Annotated in this window: 14 protein-coding genes; 10 read left to right on the top strand and 4 right to left on the bottom strand. The window is 61.1% G+C overall.

Annotation, left to right across the window (positions count from 1 at the left end):
* Positions 1-20: 20 nt before the first annotated feature.
* Positions 21-335 (bottom strand): MGMT family protein, encoded by a 315-nt coding sequence (locus VRB54_RS19000; RefSeq protein WP_338481132.1) that lies wholly within the window; start codon positions 333-335, stop codon positions 21-23.
* A 194-nt stretch (positions 336-529) separates the two neighbouring features.
* Between VRB54_RS19000 and VRB54_RS18995 the strand changes: the two genes are divergently transcribed.
* The 10 genes from VRB54_RS18995 (at position 530) to VRB54_RS18950 (ending at position 9,073) form a co-directional block, all read left to right on the top strand.
* Positions 530-1,537: a DUF481 domain-containing protein gene (locus VRB54_RS18995; RefSeq protein WP_338478374.1), complete on the top strand. Its 1,008-nt coding sequence runs from the start codon at positions 530-532 to the stop codon at positions 1,535-1,537.
* A gap of 114 nt (positions 1,538-1,651) precedes the next feature.
* A complete protein-coding gene (locus tag VRB54_RS18990; protein WP_338478373.1) occupies positions 1,652-2,383 on the top strand; it encodes a HugZ family protein in 732 nt (243 codons plus the stop codon).
* A gap of 66 nt (positions 2,384-2,449) precedes the next feature.
* A complete protein-coding gene (locus VRB54_RS18985; RefSeq protein WP_338478372.1) occupies positions 2,450-2,926 on the top strand; it encodes an FxsA family protein in 477 nt (158 codons plus the stop codon).
* Between the two features lie 242 nt (positions 2,927-3,168).
* Entirely contained in the window at positions 3,169-3,465 is a 297-nt protein-coding gene (locus tag VRB54_RS18980) for a co-chaperone GroES (protein ID WP_003175874.1), read from the top strand.
* A gap of 50 nt (positions 3,466-3,515) precedes the next feature.
* Positions 3,516-5,162 (top strand): chaperonin GroEL, encoded by a 1,647-nt coding sequence (gene groL / locus VRB54_RS18975; protein ID WP_057007219.1) that lies wholly within the window; start codon positions 3,516-3,518, stop codon positions 5,160-5,162.
* Between the two features lie 167 nt (positions 5,163-5,329).
* On the top strand, positions 5,330-6,013 hold the full coding sequence (gene colR / locus VRB54_RS18970; RefSeq protein WP_338478371.1) for a two-component system response regulator ColR: 684 nt from the start codon (positions 5,330-5,332) through the stop codon (positions 6,011-6,013).
* Positions 6,003-7,289, top strand: a complete 1,287-nt coding sequence (locus VRB54_RS18965; protein WP_338478370.1) for a HAMP domain-containing sensor histidine kinase — start codon at positions 6,003-6,005, stop codon at positions 7,287-7,289. The genes colR and VRB54_RS18965 overlap by 11 nt, the downstream gene beginning before the upstream one ends.
* Positions 7,290-7,444: 155 nt before the next feature.
* Entirely contained in the window at positions 7,445-8,125 is a 681-nt protein-coding gene (locus tag VRB54_RS18960; protein WP_338478369.1) for a class I SAM-dependent methyltransferase, read from the top strand.
* Positions 8,126-8,129: 4 nt separating this feature from the next.
* On the top strand, positions 8,130-8,849 hold the full coding sequence (locus tag VRB54_RS18955; RefSeq protein ID WP_338478368.1) for a lipopolysaccharide kinase InaA family protein: 720 nt from the start codon (positions 8,130-8,132) through the stop codon (positions 8,847-8,849).
* Positions 8,846-9,073 (top strand): hypothetical protein, encoded by a 228-nt coding sequence (locus VRB54_RS18950; RefSeq protein ID WP_057007215.1) that lies wholly within the window; start codon positions 8,846-8,848, stop codon positions 9,071-9,073. Before VRB54_RS18955 ends, VRB54_RS18950 begins: the two co-directional genes overlap by 4 nt.
* Positions 9,074-9,329: 256 nt before the next feature.
* Here VRB54_RS18950 and VRB54_RS18945 read toward each other — a convergent pair whose 3' ends face one another.
* Genes VRB54_RS18945 through VRB54_RS18935 form a run of 3 tightly spaced genes read right to left on the bottom strand, consistent with a single transcriptional unit; the run spans position 9,330 to position 12,953 of the window.
* Positions 9,330-10,427, bottom strand: coding sequence for a DUF1513 domain-containing protein (locus tag VRB54_RS18945; RefSeq protein WP_338481131.1), 1,098 nt, complete (start codon positions 10,425-10,427; stop codon positions 9,330-9,332).
* 2 nt (positions 10,428-10,429) lie between these two features.
* On the bottom strand, positions 10,430-11,494 hold the full coding sequence (locus VRB54_RS18940) for an imelysin family protein (protein WP_338478367.1): 1,065 nt from the start codon (positions 11,492-11,494) through the stop codon (positions 10,430-10,432).
* 31 nt (positions 11,495-11,525) lie between these two features.
* Positions 11,526-12,953, bottom strand: coding sequence for a di-heme oxidoredictase family protein (locus VRB54_RS18935; protein WP_338478366.1), 1,428 nt, complete (start codon positions 12,951-12,953; stop codon positions 11,526-11,528).
* Positions 12,954-13,067 lie beyond the last annotated feature (114 nt).

Here is a 13,067-nt window from a genome sequence, read left to right as displayed (position 1 = left end):
CGGGAAACAAAGCGCGCACTCTAACCGCTGTGCTCTACCGGGCGCCAGCCATGGCGCTGAATATCCACACGATTGTTGCGCACTGTGACGCCCTCGGCGCGCAAGCGAGCACGTTGCTCGTCGCCCGAGGCGCTGCCCGCCGGCAAGCTTATCCGACCACCGGCACCCAACACCCGATGCCAGGGCAGGCGCGTGTCATCCGGCAACTGGCTGAGGGTGCGCCCCACCCAGCGTGCAGCGCGACCCAGCCCTGCCAGGTGTGCCAGTTCGCCATAACTCACCACGCAGCCTTCGGGGACCTGCGCCAAAGTCAGGTATAACGCCGTACGACGCATGTCGGCGGGGCTTTGCGGGGTATCGGCAGCTTGATTCACTGTGGGCCTATCCGTCGAGATCGTCTGTCTGTTTGTAAGAAACGTCTGTAAAAATAAGGGCATTGGTTGAACTGAACATTCATACTTGAGTCAGTGCTAGCTATCTAACACGATAATCGTCCTTTTTTCGCCAACCCTGAGCCCCGAATCCGCTTATGTTGTCCAGAACCCTGCTGTGCCTCGCTATTTTCAGCGCCTCAACCCCCGTGCTCGCCGATACCGTCTGGTTGAAGAACGGTGACCGCCTGACGGGTAAGATCAAGGTCTTCGATGGCGGCAAACTGCTGATCCAGACCAGCTATGGCGGCGCCATCCCGGTGGACTGGAAGCAGGTGAAAACCCTGGAGAGCGACCAGGAACTGCTGGTCAAGCAGGATGCCTACAGCGGTGAGCAGGCCAAGTCCCTGAAACCTGCGGACGACGGCAAAGTGGTACTGGCCAATGGCGAAGCGCCCAAGACCGTCGAGCTGGCAAGCATCCAGCAGATCCTCAAGCCCAAGCCTGTCATCCAGGACCTGGTGTGGAAAGGCAACGTCGATATGGCCCTGGACTACAAGCGCGCCGAACGCGACACCAACGACTACGACATCGACTTCAAGACCACTGCGCGCCATGGCCAATGGCGTCATACCGGGCAGGGCGAATACAACCGCGAGTTCCAGGACGATGTCACCACCACCGACAACTGGGCCCTGGAATACGATCTGGACCGCTTCATCACCGAACATTGGTTCTGGCAGGGTCGCCTGACCTACAAGCGCGACAAGGTTGAAGAGCTGGCACGCCAGCGCACCGTCGGTACCGGCCCGGGCTATCAGTTCTGGGATGACGAGCTGGGCGCATTCTCCCTCGGCTCGCTGGTCAACCGCACCGATTACGAATATGCCAATGGCGGCAAGGACAACTTCTATTCCCTGGCCATGAAGTGGAACTACAACCGCTACCTGATTGGCAAGACCGTGGAGTTCTTCACCAACGGCGAGCTGGGCAAGCCGATCGACGCGCCGGCCGACTACTCGCTGGATGCGGAAATCGGTCTGCGCTACAAGGTCACCGAATGGGCGTCGCTCAATCTCAAGGCCGAACGTGATGTGGTCAGCGGTGAAGAACAAAGCGACTTGAGCAAAACCCGCTACACCGCAGGCTTTGGCGTGGCCTGGTAATAAAGTCGGGCACACTGCGGGATCGTTGCTGGCAACCGGCGCGTAGATTGATTACCTTGTGTTGAGATCCATTCCCATAAACCGTGGGCAGCGGAATACACGAGGAGTCACACGTTGAGCGCGCAGGTTGCCAAAAATGCCCGAGAGCTGTTGCTCAAGGAATACCGTGGGGCTCTCTCCACACTGTCCAAAGCCATGCCCGGCTTTCCGTTCGGCTCGGTCGTGCCGTATTGCCTGGACGAGCAGGGCCGGCCGCTGATCCTCATCAGCCGAATTGCCCAACATACCCATAACCTGCAAAAAGACCCCAAGTGCTCGCTGTTGGTGGGTGAGCGCGAGGCGGATGACGTGCAGGCGGTGGGGCGTCTGACTTACCTCGCCGAAGCCGAAAAGCTTGAAGACGCCGCTGCCATCGAGGCCGCCGCCGAGCGCTATTACCGCTACTTCCCCGATTCGGCCAACTATCACAAGGCTCACGATTTCGACTTCTGGGTACTCCAGCCGGTGCGCCATCGTTATATCGGCGGATTTGGCGCCATTCACTGGGTCGACCAGTTGACCCTGGCCAACCCGTTCGCCGGCAAGGCCGAGCGCAGCATGGTTGAGCACATGAACAGCGATCACGCCAAGGCCATTGCTCACTACGTGCAACTGGGCGACTTGCCGACCCGCGAGCCTGCGCAACTGGCCGGCATCGACAGCGAAGGCTTGCACCTGCGTATCGGCCAATCGCTGCACTGGTTGCCGTTTGCAACGCCTTGCAACACCCCGACACAAGTGAGAGAGGCCCTGGTTTCATTGGCCCATGCCGAAGCCTGGCCGAAAAAAGAGCCTGCCAGCGCTTGAATTCACACAATGGCGACGTCATCTAGGGTGGACTGGCAAGGCATTCTTGCGTTGAGGAACCATTTGATGCGCCCTTTTTCATTGCTCTTTCTGCTGTTCCCGGTGTTGGAGCTGTTCGTCTTCGTTCAAGTCAGCAGCGCAATCGGGTTTTTCCCGGCCCTGTTACTGATCATTCTCGGCTCGATGCTCGGCGTACTGGTGCTGCGCGTCGCCGGCCTGGCCACGGCATTGCGTGCCCGTGAAAGCCTGAACCGCGGCGAGCTGCCCGCCCAGACCATGCTGGAAGGCCTGATGATGGCCCTGGCTGGCGGCCTGTTGATCCTTCCCGGCTTTATCAGTGACGTGGCCGGCCTGGTGATGCTGTTGCCGTTCACCCGCAAACGTCTGGCCGGCAAGATGCGCCAGCGTGCCGAAGAGGCTGCGATGCGCCAACGCGCCTTTGCCGACGACCTGCAACCCCGAGGTGGCCCGGCACCGCGCCAGCCTCTTGGGCGTGAAGGCGACGTGATCGAAGGCGAGTTCGAACACCGCGACAACAAATAACGCTTCACTGACACGGCACCTTCGGGTGCCGTGTTGCTTTGGGCCGCAGATGCAAAAAAATCCGTCTCGACCCCTTGTAATAAGCTTATGCGCCCTTATGTATCGGTCACCGAAAGGTTTTCTGGTGGCAACGCCAGACAGACTTCCGCGTCTTGCCTGGCGAGACGCGACCGGCACAGCCGGATTACAACCCGCCGGTACTGATACCGGCCGATGAAAAACACAATTAGGAGAGATCGACAATGAGCAAGCTTCGTCCTCTGCACGACCGCGTCGTAATCCGTCGCAGCGAAGAAGAAAAGAAAACCGCTGGCGGTATCGTTCTGCCAGGTTCGGCTGCTGAAAAAGCCAACCACGGTGTGATCGTCGCTGCAGGCCCAGGCAAGACTCTGGAAAACGGTGACGTACGTGCGCTGGCCGTTAAAGTCGGTGACAAGGTTGTATTTGGCCCTTACTCGGGCAGCAACACTGTGAAAGTCGACGGCGAAGACCTGCTGGTTATGGCTGAGAACGAGATTCTCGCTGTTCTGGAAGACTGATTTCCCCGCTCATTTTCCCGTTACTACAAAGTATTTAAGGAATATCGATCATGGCTGCTAAAGAAGTTAAATTCGGCGATTCCGCCCGCAAAAAAATGCTCACCGGTGTCAACGTCCTGGCTGACGCAGTAAAAGCGACCCTGGGCCCTAAAGGCCGTAACGTGATCATCGAGAAGAGCTTCGGCGCTCCGACCATCACCAAGGACGGCGTTTCCGTCGCCAAGGAAATCGAGCTCGAAGACCGTTTCGAAAACATGGGCGCGCAGCTGGTCAAAGACGTTGCCTCCCGTGCCAACGATGACGCAGGCGACGGCACCACCACCGCTACCGTGCTTGCTCAGGCAATCGTCAACGAAGGCTACAAGGCCGTCGCTGCCGGCATGAACCCGATGGACCTCAAGCGCGGCATCGACAAGGCGACCATCGCCGTCGTTGCCGAGCTGAAAAACCTGTCCAAGCCATGCGCTGACACCAAGGCTATCGCTCAGGTCGGTACCATCTCCGCCAACTCCGACAGCTCCATCGGCGACATCATTGCCGAAGCCATGGAAAAAGTTGGTAAAGAAGGCGTGATCACCGTTGAAGAAGGCAGCGGCCTGGAAAACGAACTGTCGGTTGTAGAAGGCATGCAGTTCGACCGTGGCTACCTGTCCCCGTACTTCGTCAACAAGCCTGAGACCATGGTTGCCGAGCTGGACAGCCCGCTGATCCTGCTGGTCGACAAAAAAATCTCCAACATCCGCGAAATGCTGCCGGTGCTGGAAGCTGTTGCCAAGGCAGGCCGTCCGCTGCTGATCGTTTCCGAAGACGTTGAAGGCGAAGCCCTGGCGACTCTGGTCGTGAACAACATGCGCGGTATCGTTAAAGTCGCAGCCGTCAAGGCACCGGGCTTCGGCGACCGTCGCAAGGCCATGTTGCAGGACATCGCCGTATTGACCGGCGGTACCGTTATCTCCGAAGAGATCGGCCTGAGCCTGGAAAGCGCCACCCTGGAAAACCTGGGCAGCGCCAAGCGCGTGACCATCTCCAAGGAAAACACCATCATCGTTGACGGTGCTGGCGTTGAAGGCGACATCCAGTCCCGTATCAACCAGATCCGTGCCCAGGTTGCCGAAACTTCCTCGGACTACGACCGTGAAAAACTGCAGGAACGTCTGGCCAAGCTGTCCGGCGGCGTTGCAGTGATCAAGGTTGGCGCTGGCTCCGAAGTTGAAATGAAAGAGAAGAAAGCCCGCGTTGAAGACGCCCTGCACGCAACCCGCGCAGCCGTCGAAGAAGGCGTGGTACCTGGCGGTGGCGTTGCGCTGATCCGTGCTCTGGAAGCGCTGACCAATCTGACCGGCGACAACGCTGACCAGAACGTCGGTATTGCTGTACTGCGTCGCGCTGTTGAAGCACCGCTGCGCCAGATCGCTGCCAACTCCGGCGACGAGCCAAGCGTTGTGGTCAACGAAGTCAAGAACGGCAAAGGTAACTACGGTTACAACGCTGCAACTGGCGTCTACGGCGACATGATCGAAATGGGCATCCTGGATCCTACCAAGGTGACCCGTTCGGCATTGCAGGCAGCAGCCTCCATCGGTGGCCTGATCCTGACCACCGAAGCCGCCATTGCTGACAAGCCGAAGGCTGAAGGCTCGGCTGGCGGCGGTATGCCAGACATGGGCGGCATGGGTGGCATGGGCGGCATGATGTAAGCCAGCCTTACCCCTGTACCGAAAGCCCCGCCTGCAGTGATGCAGGCGGGGCTTTTTATTGGCTGCCCTCAAGGGGCCAATTGGCCCTCCAGCCCTAGCCGTAAACCACACTTGCCCTTAAGCTGCGCGAGCCAACATGGCCGTTACCGCGTACGGAGACATTGCCCATGCGAATTTTATTGGTTGAAGACAACCGCGATATCCTCGCCAACCTGGCGGATTATCTGGGACTCAAGGGCTATACCGTCGACTGTGCGCAGGACGGTCTGTCGGGCCTGCACCTGGCCGCCACCGAGCATTACGACCTGATCGTGCTCGACATCATGCTGCCGGGCATCGACGGCTACACCCTGTGCAAGCGCCTGCGCGAAGATGCGCGGCGTGACACGCCCGTCATCATGCTCACCGCCCGCGACCAGTTGGATGACCGCCTGCAAGGCTTCAAGTCCGGCGCCGATGACTACCTGCTCAAGCCGTTCGCGCTGTCGGAGTTGGCCGCACGCATCGAAGCCGTGCTGCGCCGTGCCCAGGGTGGCGGACGCCGTGCGCTGCAAGTGGGCGACCTGAGCTACGACCTCGACACCCTCGAGGTGACCCGCGAGGGCCGCCTGCTCAAGCTCAACCCGGTCGGCCTCAAGCTGCTGGCAGTCTTGATGCAGAAGAGCCCCCACGTGTTGCGTCGCGAGATCCTCGAAGAAGCGCTGTGGGGCGATGACTGTCCGGACAGCGACAGCCTGCGCAGCCACGTCCACCAATTGCGTCAGGTGATCGACAAGCCATTTGCCAAGCCGCTGCTTCAAACCGTGCACGGCGTGGGTTACCGCCTGGTCGAGGGTCGAGATGGAGTTTAAGCAAAGCCTTGCCCAGCGGATCATCATTGCGTTTGCCCTGATGAGCGCGCTGGTGGCGGGGGCCTTCGCCATGGGCATTGTTGCCACGGTGCACCTGGTAGAAGAGAAACTCATCTCGGCCGGCCTGGGCGGCGACCTGCAACGCCTGCTGCTGATGGACAGCGTTGAAGACTGGCGCCACCGTCCCGAGCCGGATCAGCTGTTTTACTTCAGCGGCGGGCCGGGCGACTTCGAGCTGCCCAAGGACCTGCGGCACCTGGAACCGGGTTTCCATGAAGTATTTCGCGAGTCGCTGTCGTATCACGCCATGGTTGAAGTGGTGGATGGTCGGCGCTATGTGTTGCTGCAGGACCAGAGCGATTTCGAAGAGCGCGAGCGTGTGCTGTTTGCCGTGGTGCTGGTGGGCTTTGTGCTCAGCCTGGCGCTGGCGGTATTCCTTGGCTGGGTACTGGCGCGCAAGGTGATGGCGCCGGTGGTACGGCTGGCCCGTCAGGTGCGCCACCGCGATCAGTTGCTCGGCCTGGCACCGCCCCTGGCGCCGGATTATGCGGCTGACGAAGTGGGTGAGCTGGCGGTGGCGTTCGACGCCACCTTGGGCCGCCTGCGCCAGGCGCTGTCGCGCGAGCAGCTGTTTACCAGCGACGTGAGCCACGAGTTGCGCACCCCGCTGATGGTGCTGGCCAGCTCCTGCGAACTGCTGCTGGAGAACCCGGCGATCGATCAGCGCGGACGCAACCAGGTGCAGCGCATTGCCCGGGCCTGTGAAGAGATGCGCGAACTGGTGCAGACCTTCCTGATGCTCGCCCGCGCCGAACACAGCGAGGAAACCATGTCGCCCCAGGTGACCTTGCCGCAGGTGGCTGAAGACCTGCTCGGCATCTGGCGCGAGCCCATCGAGCGCAAGGGCCTGGAGCTCATCTACCACCCGGGCAGCCCGCTGGACACGCGTTACAACACCACCTTTTTGCACGCAGTGATGGGCAATCTGTTGCGCAACGCCTTGCACTACACCGAACACGGCTTTATTCGCCTCACCCTTGAACCCAGCGGGTTCGTGGTGGAGGACTCCGGCGTCGGCATTCCCGAGGAAAAGCGCGAAGCGATGTTCGAGCCCTTCGTGCGCGGCAGTGGCAGCGAGAAGCGCGGCGAGGGTCTGGGGCTCGGGCTGTCGCTGGTACAACGCATCTGTGAGAACCAGGGCTGGAGCGTCAGCTTGAGCACCATGGAGCCCAGCGGTTGCTGCTTTCGTGTCGAGCTGAACCCGCCCAAGCTGTAAGCGCAGTAGGCAGGGGCGAGCACGTTCGCTCCTGCAGTTTTCAGTAACGTCTTGAAATGTATCAGAATAGACAGGACAAGTTTTTCACACTTGATTGACCTGTTGATCACAGTTCGCTGCTTAAGGTTGCAGGCATCAGTTACTGGAGACGCAAGATGCCTTCCCCAATCAAGCTTGAATTTTCCGAAAAGTACGATGATCAGCATGCGCAGAATTATTTGCTCAAGCATCAGGACAATCTGGCGCGTCGGCTGTCCCACAAACGCGACGAACAATTGGCACGCGGTGCACTGGCCATGGCCGGTGAGCCAGGCCTGGTGCTGGACCTGCCGTGTGGTGCCGGACGTTTCTGGCCGCTGCTGGCCGAAAAGCCCAACCGTGTGATCATCGGTGCGGACAATTCCGCATCCATGTTGAAGGTCGCAACGCTGGCCCAACCGGCGGATGTGGTGAAACGGGTACGGCCTTTGCAGACTTCAGCCTTTGATATTGATTTGCCAGACAGTTCGGTCGACAGCATTTTCTGCATGCGCCTGCTCCACCATATCGGTGATCCGGCGCACAGGCTGGCGATTCTGCGGGAGTTCCAACGGGTTACCCGTGACAGCGTGATCATTTCGCTGTGGGTGGATGGCAATTTCAAGGCCTGGAAACGCAAGCGCGCCGAGGTGAAACGTCGCAGGAAAGGTGAGCAGGAAGGTTACCAAAACAGATTTGTGTTACCGGCTGCTACTGTTGAGGCAGAATTCGAGCAGGCCGGTTTCCGTGTTCAGGAATCCCTGGATTTCATCCCGCTCTACGCCATGTGGCGAGTTTATGTATTGCGCAAGAGGTAACAGGATGGCAGTTGAGTGCGTAGCAGGCAGTCATATAGCTCCCGAGGAGCGATTTGATTATTTCTGGCGCCAGCAGGGCGAGTGGGTCGAGGAACCCAACCGTCGACGCGGCGGTGAGAGCGGTGTGCAACGTGTAGTCAGCGCCAATGGCCGCTTGCTCTACAGCAAGCGCCAGACCGGGCATATCTACCGTAGCTGGCTGCACCCGTTCGGGCGCCCGACCGTGTTGCGCGAGCGCGATGCGCTCAAGGGCTTGCGGCTATTGGACGTGCGAGTGCCCGAGATGGTGTTCTGCGAGGCGCGTCGCGACCCCGAACACCAATGGAAAGCTTTGTTGGTGACGGCATCGCTGGACGGTTTCGACGAGATCGAAAACTGGTACGCCGCTGGCGGCCGCGAACAGTATGGCGAAGCGGTGCATGAGCGCCTGCTCAAGGAATTGGCCGAGACCCTGGCCCGCATGCATAAAGGGCGCTGGCAGCATGGTTGCCTGTACATCAAGCACGTGTTCGTGAAGGTGACAGGCGACGTCGACTCGGCCAAGGTGGAAGTGGCACTGCTGGACTTCGAAAAATGCCGCCAGCGCCTGACCGCTTATCGCGCTGCGTCCCACGACATGCTGCAACTGCGTCGCCATTCGTCGTTCAGCGATAGCGACTGGAAGAAACTGAGCTATTTTTACGAGACGGCGTTTGGCAGCGCTATCAAGGGTTTAACCAAATGAAGCTAGAAATAGCACGAGGTTTGTTTCTGGTCGGGGCGTTGGGCGTGTCAGCCCTTGCCCTGGCTGCATGGGAGCAGCCTCGGACACAAGTGCTGAGTGCAACTCAAGGCAGCGGGCAATGCCTGCTGCCGCGGGTTGCCAAGGCGAATGTGGCGGCCAGACCCGATCATGATTTGCTGTTGTTCATGTTCGGGATGTCCCAAGGGATGAGGCCGCAAAGTTGAAACGACTGAAACCCCCGAAAGGGCCTTACTCCGTGAGGCCCTTTTTTTGTGGGCAACGGATCTGAAATCAACGCCCATCACCTAGGGGAACGGGCTTGGTGTGGCGAGCGGGCTTGTCCCGCGGTGGGGTGCGAAGCGCCTCCAATCCAGCAAAAACGCGGTGTACCTGATACGGCTCAGCGCCTGGTTTTGGGGCTGCTGCGCAGCCCAACGCAGGACAAGCCTGCTCGCCACAGAGGCTCCGTCATGGCGCAGATCAGACCAGGTGCAGGTGGTTATCCCAAAGCCCCGCCGGCAACTCCAGCGGTTGGGCGACCAGCTGTTTCTGTCGGCAATCGTAGAACCGGCAGCGCCCCTGACCTGACGTCACTACAAACCCATCCGCCACCGCTCCCACACCCGCGCAGTCAGGCAACGGTCCGTCCAGGCGCAGCTCACCGCTGTCCATGTCCCAGATAAAGAAGCGATTGCCCCGAGGCGCGGTCAACGCCACCAGGCGCAGCTCACTGTGCACCGCGACGCTGGCGGTGTAATGCCCCATTGCCTGCAACTGCTCATCGGCCACGGGGAAGGCGACGAAGGGCTGACCGGGACGCTTGATCGCCAGCAGCTCGGAACGCTCCTGGGACGGCCCCATGAATTGCTGCCCGGTGAGGATGGTGCCATCGCTGGCGATACCCATATGGCGCACGCTGTTCATCGGCTGAGCGAGGGTTTCCTTGCTGATCAGCGTACCGTCGCGCTGCATCAGCACCAGGCTCGGCTCCATGGCGTTGAGGTTCATCTCCACACGGCTTTCGGCCTCGGTGCGAATACCGCCGTTGGCCACCACCAGGGTCTCGCCATCGGGCATCCATGACACCTGATGTGGGCCGATGCCGTGGGTGGACAGCTCGCCACTGTGCACCAGCCGCTCGCCTTCGAAACGGTATACGCCAAGCAGGTCACAGCCGGGGTCTGCGGTGTCGTTTTCGGTGGCGTACAACCACTCGCCGCTTTTGTGGATGACCGCATGGCCGTAGAAGTGACGGTTGGCGTTGGCAGTGATGGTCTGCAGCAGTGCGCCATCGCGCAGGTCGATCAGGTAGCTCTCGGTGCCCGGACGACGGGCGACAAACAGCGCAATCGGCAGCGTCGGATGGTTGATGATGTCGTGGCAGCGCTGGCCGACCTGGGTGGCAAACACCGGCTTGCCGTCCAGGCGGTAGCCCACGGCGTAGTGGTTGCCATCGGCATCATCGCGCGCTGACAGCAGCAGCGGGCCCTTGTCCTTCTGCTTGAACAACGTCCAGCCACCAAGGGTGAGGGCGCTGAGCAATACACTGCCCACCGCCAAAGCCTGTCGCCTGAGCATCATCAGTCACCGTCATTGGCGTTGAAGCCAAGCTGAATGCCCAATGCCTTGGCCAGCTCGCCTTCGTGCAGGCGATGGACGACGTTGAGGCTGTCGTAGATATCGTTGAGCTGCTGGCGCCCGGCGTCATCATTCAACAGTTCATTGAGGGTGCGCTGGTTGCTGGCGAACAGTTTGAGCGAGGCGGCGTAGGCGGCGTCGATCTTGTCGGCCAACGGCTTTTGCTCGGCCGGCAACAGACCACGCAGGCCCTTGTTATCGACCCCTACCCACACAGTGCGCGCGGCAGCGAGGCTGGCCTCCAGGCTTTGCAGGGACGACTGGCTGCGCCAGGCATCGGCCTGGAACGGTTGCGGGATGCCCTTGGTCTGGCGGCCCATTGGCGTGCCGAGTTTTTTCTTCAGGGTGTCCAGCGCGGTCACCTGCACGCGCAGCAGGTCGGCGATGGCCTCGTGGGAATCTGCGTAGCGCTGGTTGGGAAACTTGCTCATCTGCGCGAGCATGCCGTCGGTGCTGTTCCAGCTCGCCAGGATCTCTTCGGCCAGGGCTTTCTGACGCTCGCCGATGGCCATCAGCAGTGGGCAATAACGGGCTTTTTGCGCGGCGTCGGCGATGTCGGTCTTGGCGTCGTACAGGATGTATTCGTAGGCCGACAGGCCTTGCACCACCACGCTGGACTTGGCCAGGGCTGCGCCGTCGATCTGCGGCTGTGCGGTGACCAGTTGTTCGACCTGGCGGCCTACCAGGTTTTTCTTGTCCGGCCAGAACTGTACCTGCCACGCGCGATTGCCTTCGGCCAGCGGACCGATCAGCAGCGGTTGCAGCTCGGCCCAGGCTTTTTGTGCGTGGAGGAAGTCGGCGCGCGCGGTGTCCAGGCTCTCTTTACCCTGGCAGTAGGCCAGGGCGCTGACGGCGAGTTGGCGGTCGGCGTCGACCCAGCGGCTGTAGGTCGGCAGGATCACTTGCTTGGCGATGGCCGCCGAGGTCACGGCCTGCGGGTCTTGCGGTGAGCAGGCGCCGAGGGCGAGGGCGGCAAGGCTGGTGAACAACAACTTGGGACGGAACATGTCGAGCTCCCTTATCGGATTGGGGCAAAGCTTATAGAGAATTCAGGAACGCCAGCAACGCGGCACGCTGCTCGGCATCAAAGGACAGCACCTGCTGCTGCGCCGGCTGTGCCTGGCCGCCGTGCCACAGCACGGCCTCAAGCAGGTTGCGGGCGCGGCCGTCATGCAGAAACTGGGTGTGGCCACTCACGGTCTGCGTCAAGCCGATGCCCCACAACGGCGGCGTGCGCCAGTCGCGGCCACCGGCCTTGAATTCGCTGCGGTGGTCGGCCAGGCCTTCGCCCATGTCGTGCAGCAGCAGGTCGCTGTAGGGGCGAATCAACTGATTGGCCAGCTCGGGCTCGGCGGCATTGGCAGCCGTCGTGAACGACGGCGTGTGGCAGCCCTGGCAGCCGGCCTGGTAGAACAGGTTTTTGCCGGCCAGCACCTGCGGCGTGTCGACGCCGCGACGCGCCGGCACCGCAAGGTTACGGGTATAGAACAGCACCAGGCGCAGAATATTGTCGCTGACTTCCGGCTCACCCTCGGGGCCATTGCCGTTGGGCGCCTGTTTGCAGGCGACCTGAGCGTCGGTGCAGTCATCGAACGGCCTCAGGGAAGTGGTGAGGCCCATATCACCGGAAAACGCGTGAACATTCTGTTGATTGAGGTTCGGTTGCCCGGCTTTCCAGCCAAAACGGCCGAGCACGGTGGTTTGCCGGGCGTCATCCCACACCTGATTGGCGCGGCCGATGAGTGCGTCCCTGCCGGCGGTCTTCGGGTCGGTGTTGCGCAGGATATCGGCTTCGCTGATGGCTTCGAGCAGGCCCAGGCCGATCATCGGCGGGGCGATACGTGCGGAAAAGCGCGTGTCCGGGTGCATCGGCCCATAGCCGAGTTGGGTGATCTGCAGCGCAGGTTGGCGCAGCTCGACCACCGTGCCGTCCTTGAAGGTGACGTTGACGGGCGTGTAGTCGACCCGCACTTTGCCTTCCGGCACCACGCCGGGCACGGCCATGTCCTGCAACTGGCCGCCGTACACCGGCTCGGGCACCACGCCGGCCTGTTCGATCAGCCTGGCGTAGTCCGGCGTATCCGGCAGAGACAGGCGCACCAGCATCGACACGGCATTGGGCGCATCGGGCCGCGGCGGGTGGCCGCGTCCATCCTTGATATGGCAGTTCTGGCAGGCATTGGTGTTAAACAGCGGCCCCAGGCCATCGCGGGCGGTGGTGGTGGAGGGGGCGATCACCCAGGGGCTGCGAAAGAAACTGTTGCCGACGCTGAAGTCCACGCGGCGTGTGGGCGACAGGTTGGCCGAGGGCAGGGAAAACGCGTTCTGGTCCCGCTTGTTCACCGTCGCTGTGCCACCGGCCCGCGCTTCGCCAGGCTCTGCCTTGGTGAACCTGGGAGCGTCGTCGCAGGCGGTCAGGCTCAAGGCCATCAATGCTGCGCACAGGCGAAAAAGCGAACGGAACATCGAGTTTCCTGAGGCGATGGCGAAAAAGGGGTCGCAAAGTCTAACAGGGCCGGGGGCAATGAATAAGAGCAATTATCGTTTGCTGGCATCGCGTTTCATTCCCGCTAGAATGAC

The organism is Pseudomonas trivialis, assembly GCF_036864995.1.
GTDB lineage: Bacteria > Pseudomonadota > Gammaproteobacteria > Pseudomonadales > Pseudomonadaceae > Aquipseudomonas > Aquipseudomonas trivialis.
Note: the sequence above shows the minus strand (reverse complement) of the source record. Positions and strands in the feature narration are given on the sequence as shown.

Excerpts from the sequence above, each read along its gene's own strand:
- VRB54_RS18950 (WP_057007215.1), top strand. The coding sequence starts at position 8,846 with ATGAAGCTAGAAATAGCACGAGGTTTGTTTCTGGTCGGGGCGTTGGGC.
- VRB54_RS18940 (WP_338478367.1), bottom strand. The coding sequence starts at position 11,494 with ATGTTCCGTCCCAAGTTGTTGTTCACCAGCCTTGCCGCCCTCGCCCTC.
- VRB54_RS18945 (WP_338481131.1), bottom strand. The coding sequence starts at position 10,427 with ATGCTCAGGCGACAGGCTTTGGCGGTGGGCAGTGTATTGCTCAGCGCC.
- colR (WP_338478371.1), top strand. The coding sequence starts at position 5,330 with ATGCGAATTTTATTGGTTGAAGACAACCGCGATATCCTCGCCAACCTG.
- VRB54_RS18935 (WP_338478366.1), bottom strand. The coding sequence starts at position 12,953 with ATGTTCCGTTCGCTTTTTCGCCTGTGCGCAGCATTGATGGCCTTGAGC.
- VRB54_RS18995 (WP_338478374.1), top strand. The coding sequence starts at position 530 with ATGTTGTCCAGAACCCTGCTGTGCCTCGCTATTTTCAGCGCCTCAACC.
- groL (WP_057007219.1), top strand. The coding sequence starts at position 3,516 with ATGGCTGCTAAAGAAGTTAAATTCGGCGATTCCGCCCGCAAAAAAATG.
- VRB54_RS18980 (WP_003175874.1), top strand. The coding sequence starts at position 3,169 with ATGAGCAAGCTTCGTCCTCTGCACGACCGCGTCGTAATCCGTCGCAGC.
- VRB54_RS19000 (WP_338481132.1), bottom strand. The coding sequence starts at position 335 with ATGCGTCGTACGGCGTTATACCTGACTTTGGCGCAGGTCCCCGAAGGC.
- VRB54_RS18960 (WP_338478369.1), top strand. The coding sequence starts at position 7,445 with ATGCCTTCCCCAATCAAGCTTGAATTTTCCGAAAAGTACGATGATCAG.
- VRB54_RS18955 (WP_338478368.1), top strand. The coding sequence starts at position 8,130 with ATGGCAGTTGAGTGCGTAGCAGGCAGTCATATAGCTCCCGAGGAGCGA.
- VRB54_RS18965 (WP_338478370.1), top strand. The coding sequence starts at position 6,003 with ATGGAGTTTAAGCAAAGCCTTGCCCAGCGGATCATCATTGCGTTTGCC.
- VRB54_RS18985 (WP_338478372.1), top strand. The coding sequence starts at position 2,450 with ATGCGCCCTTTTTCATTGCTCTTTCTGCTGTTCCCGGTGTTGGAGCTG.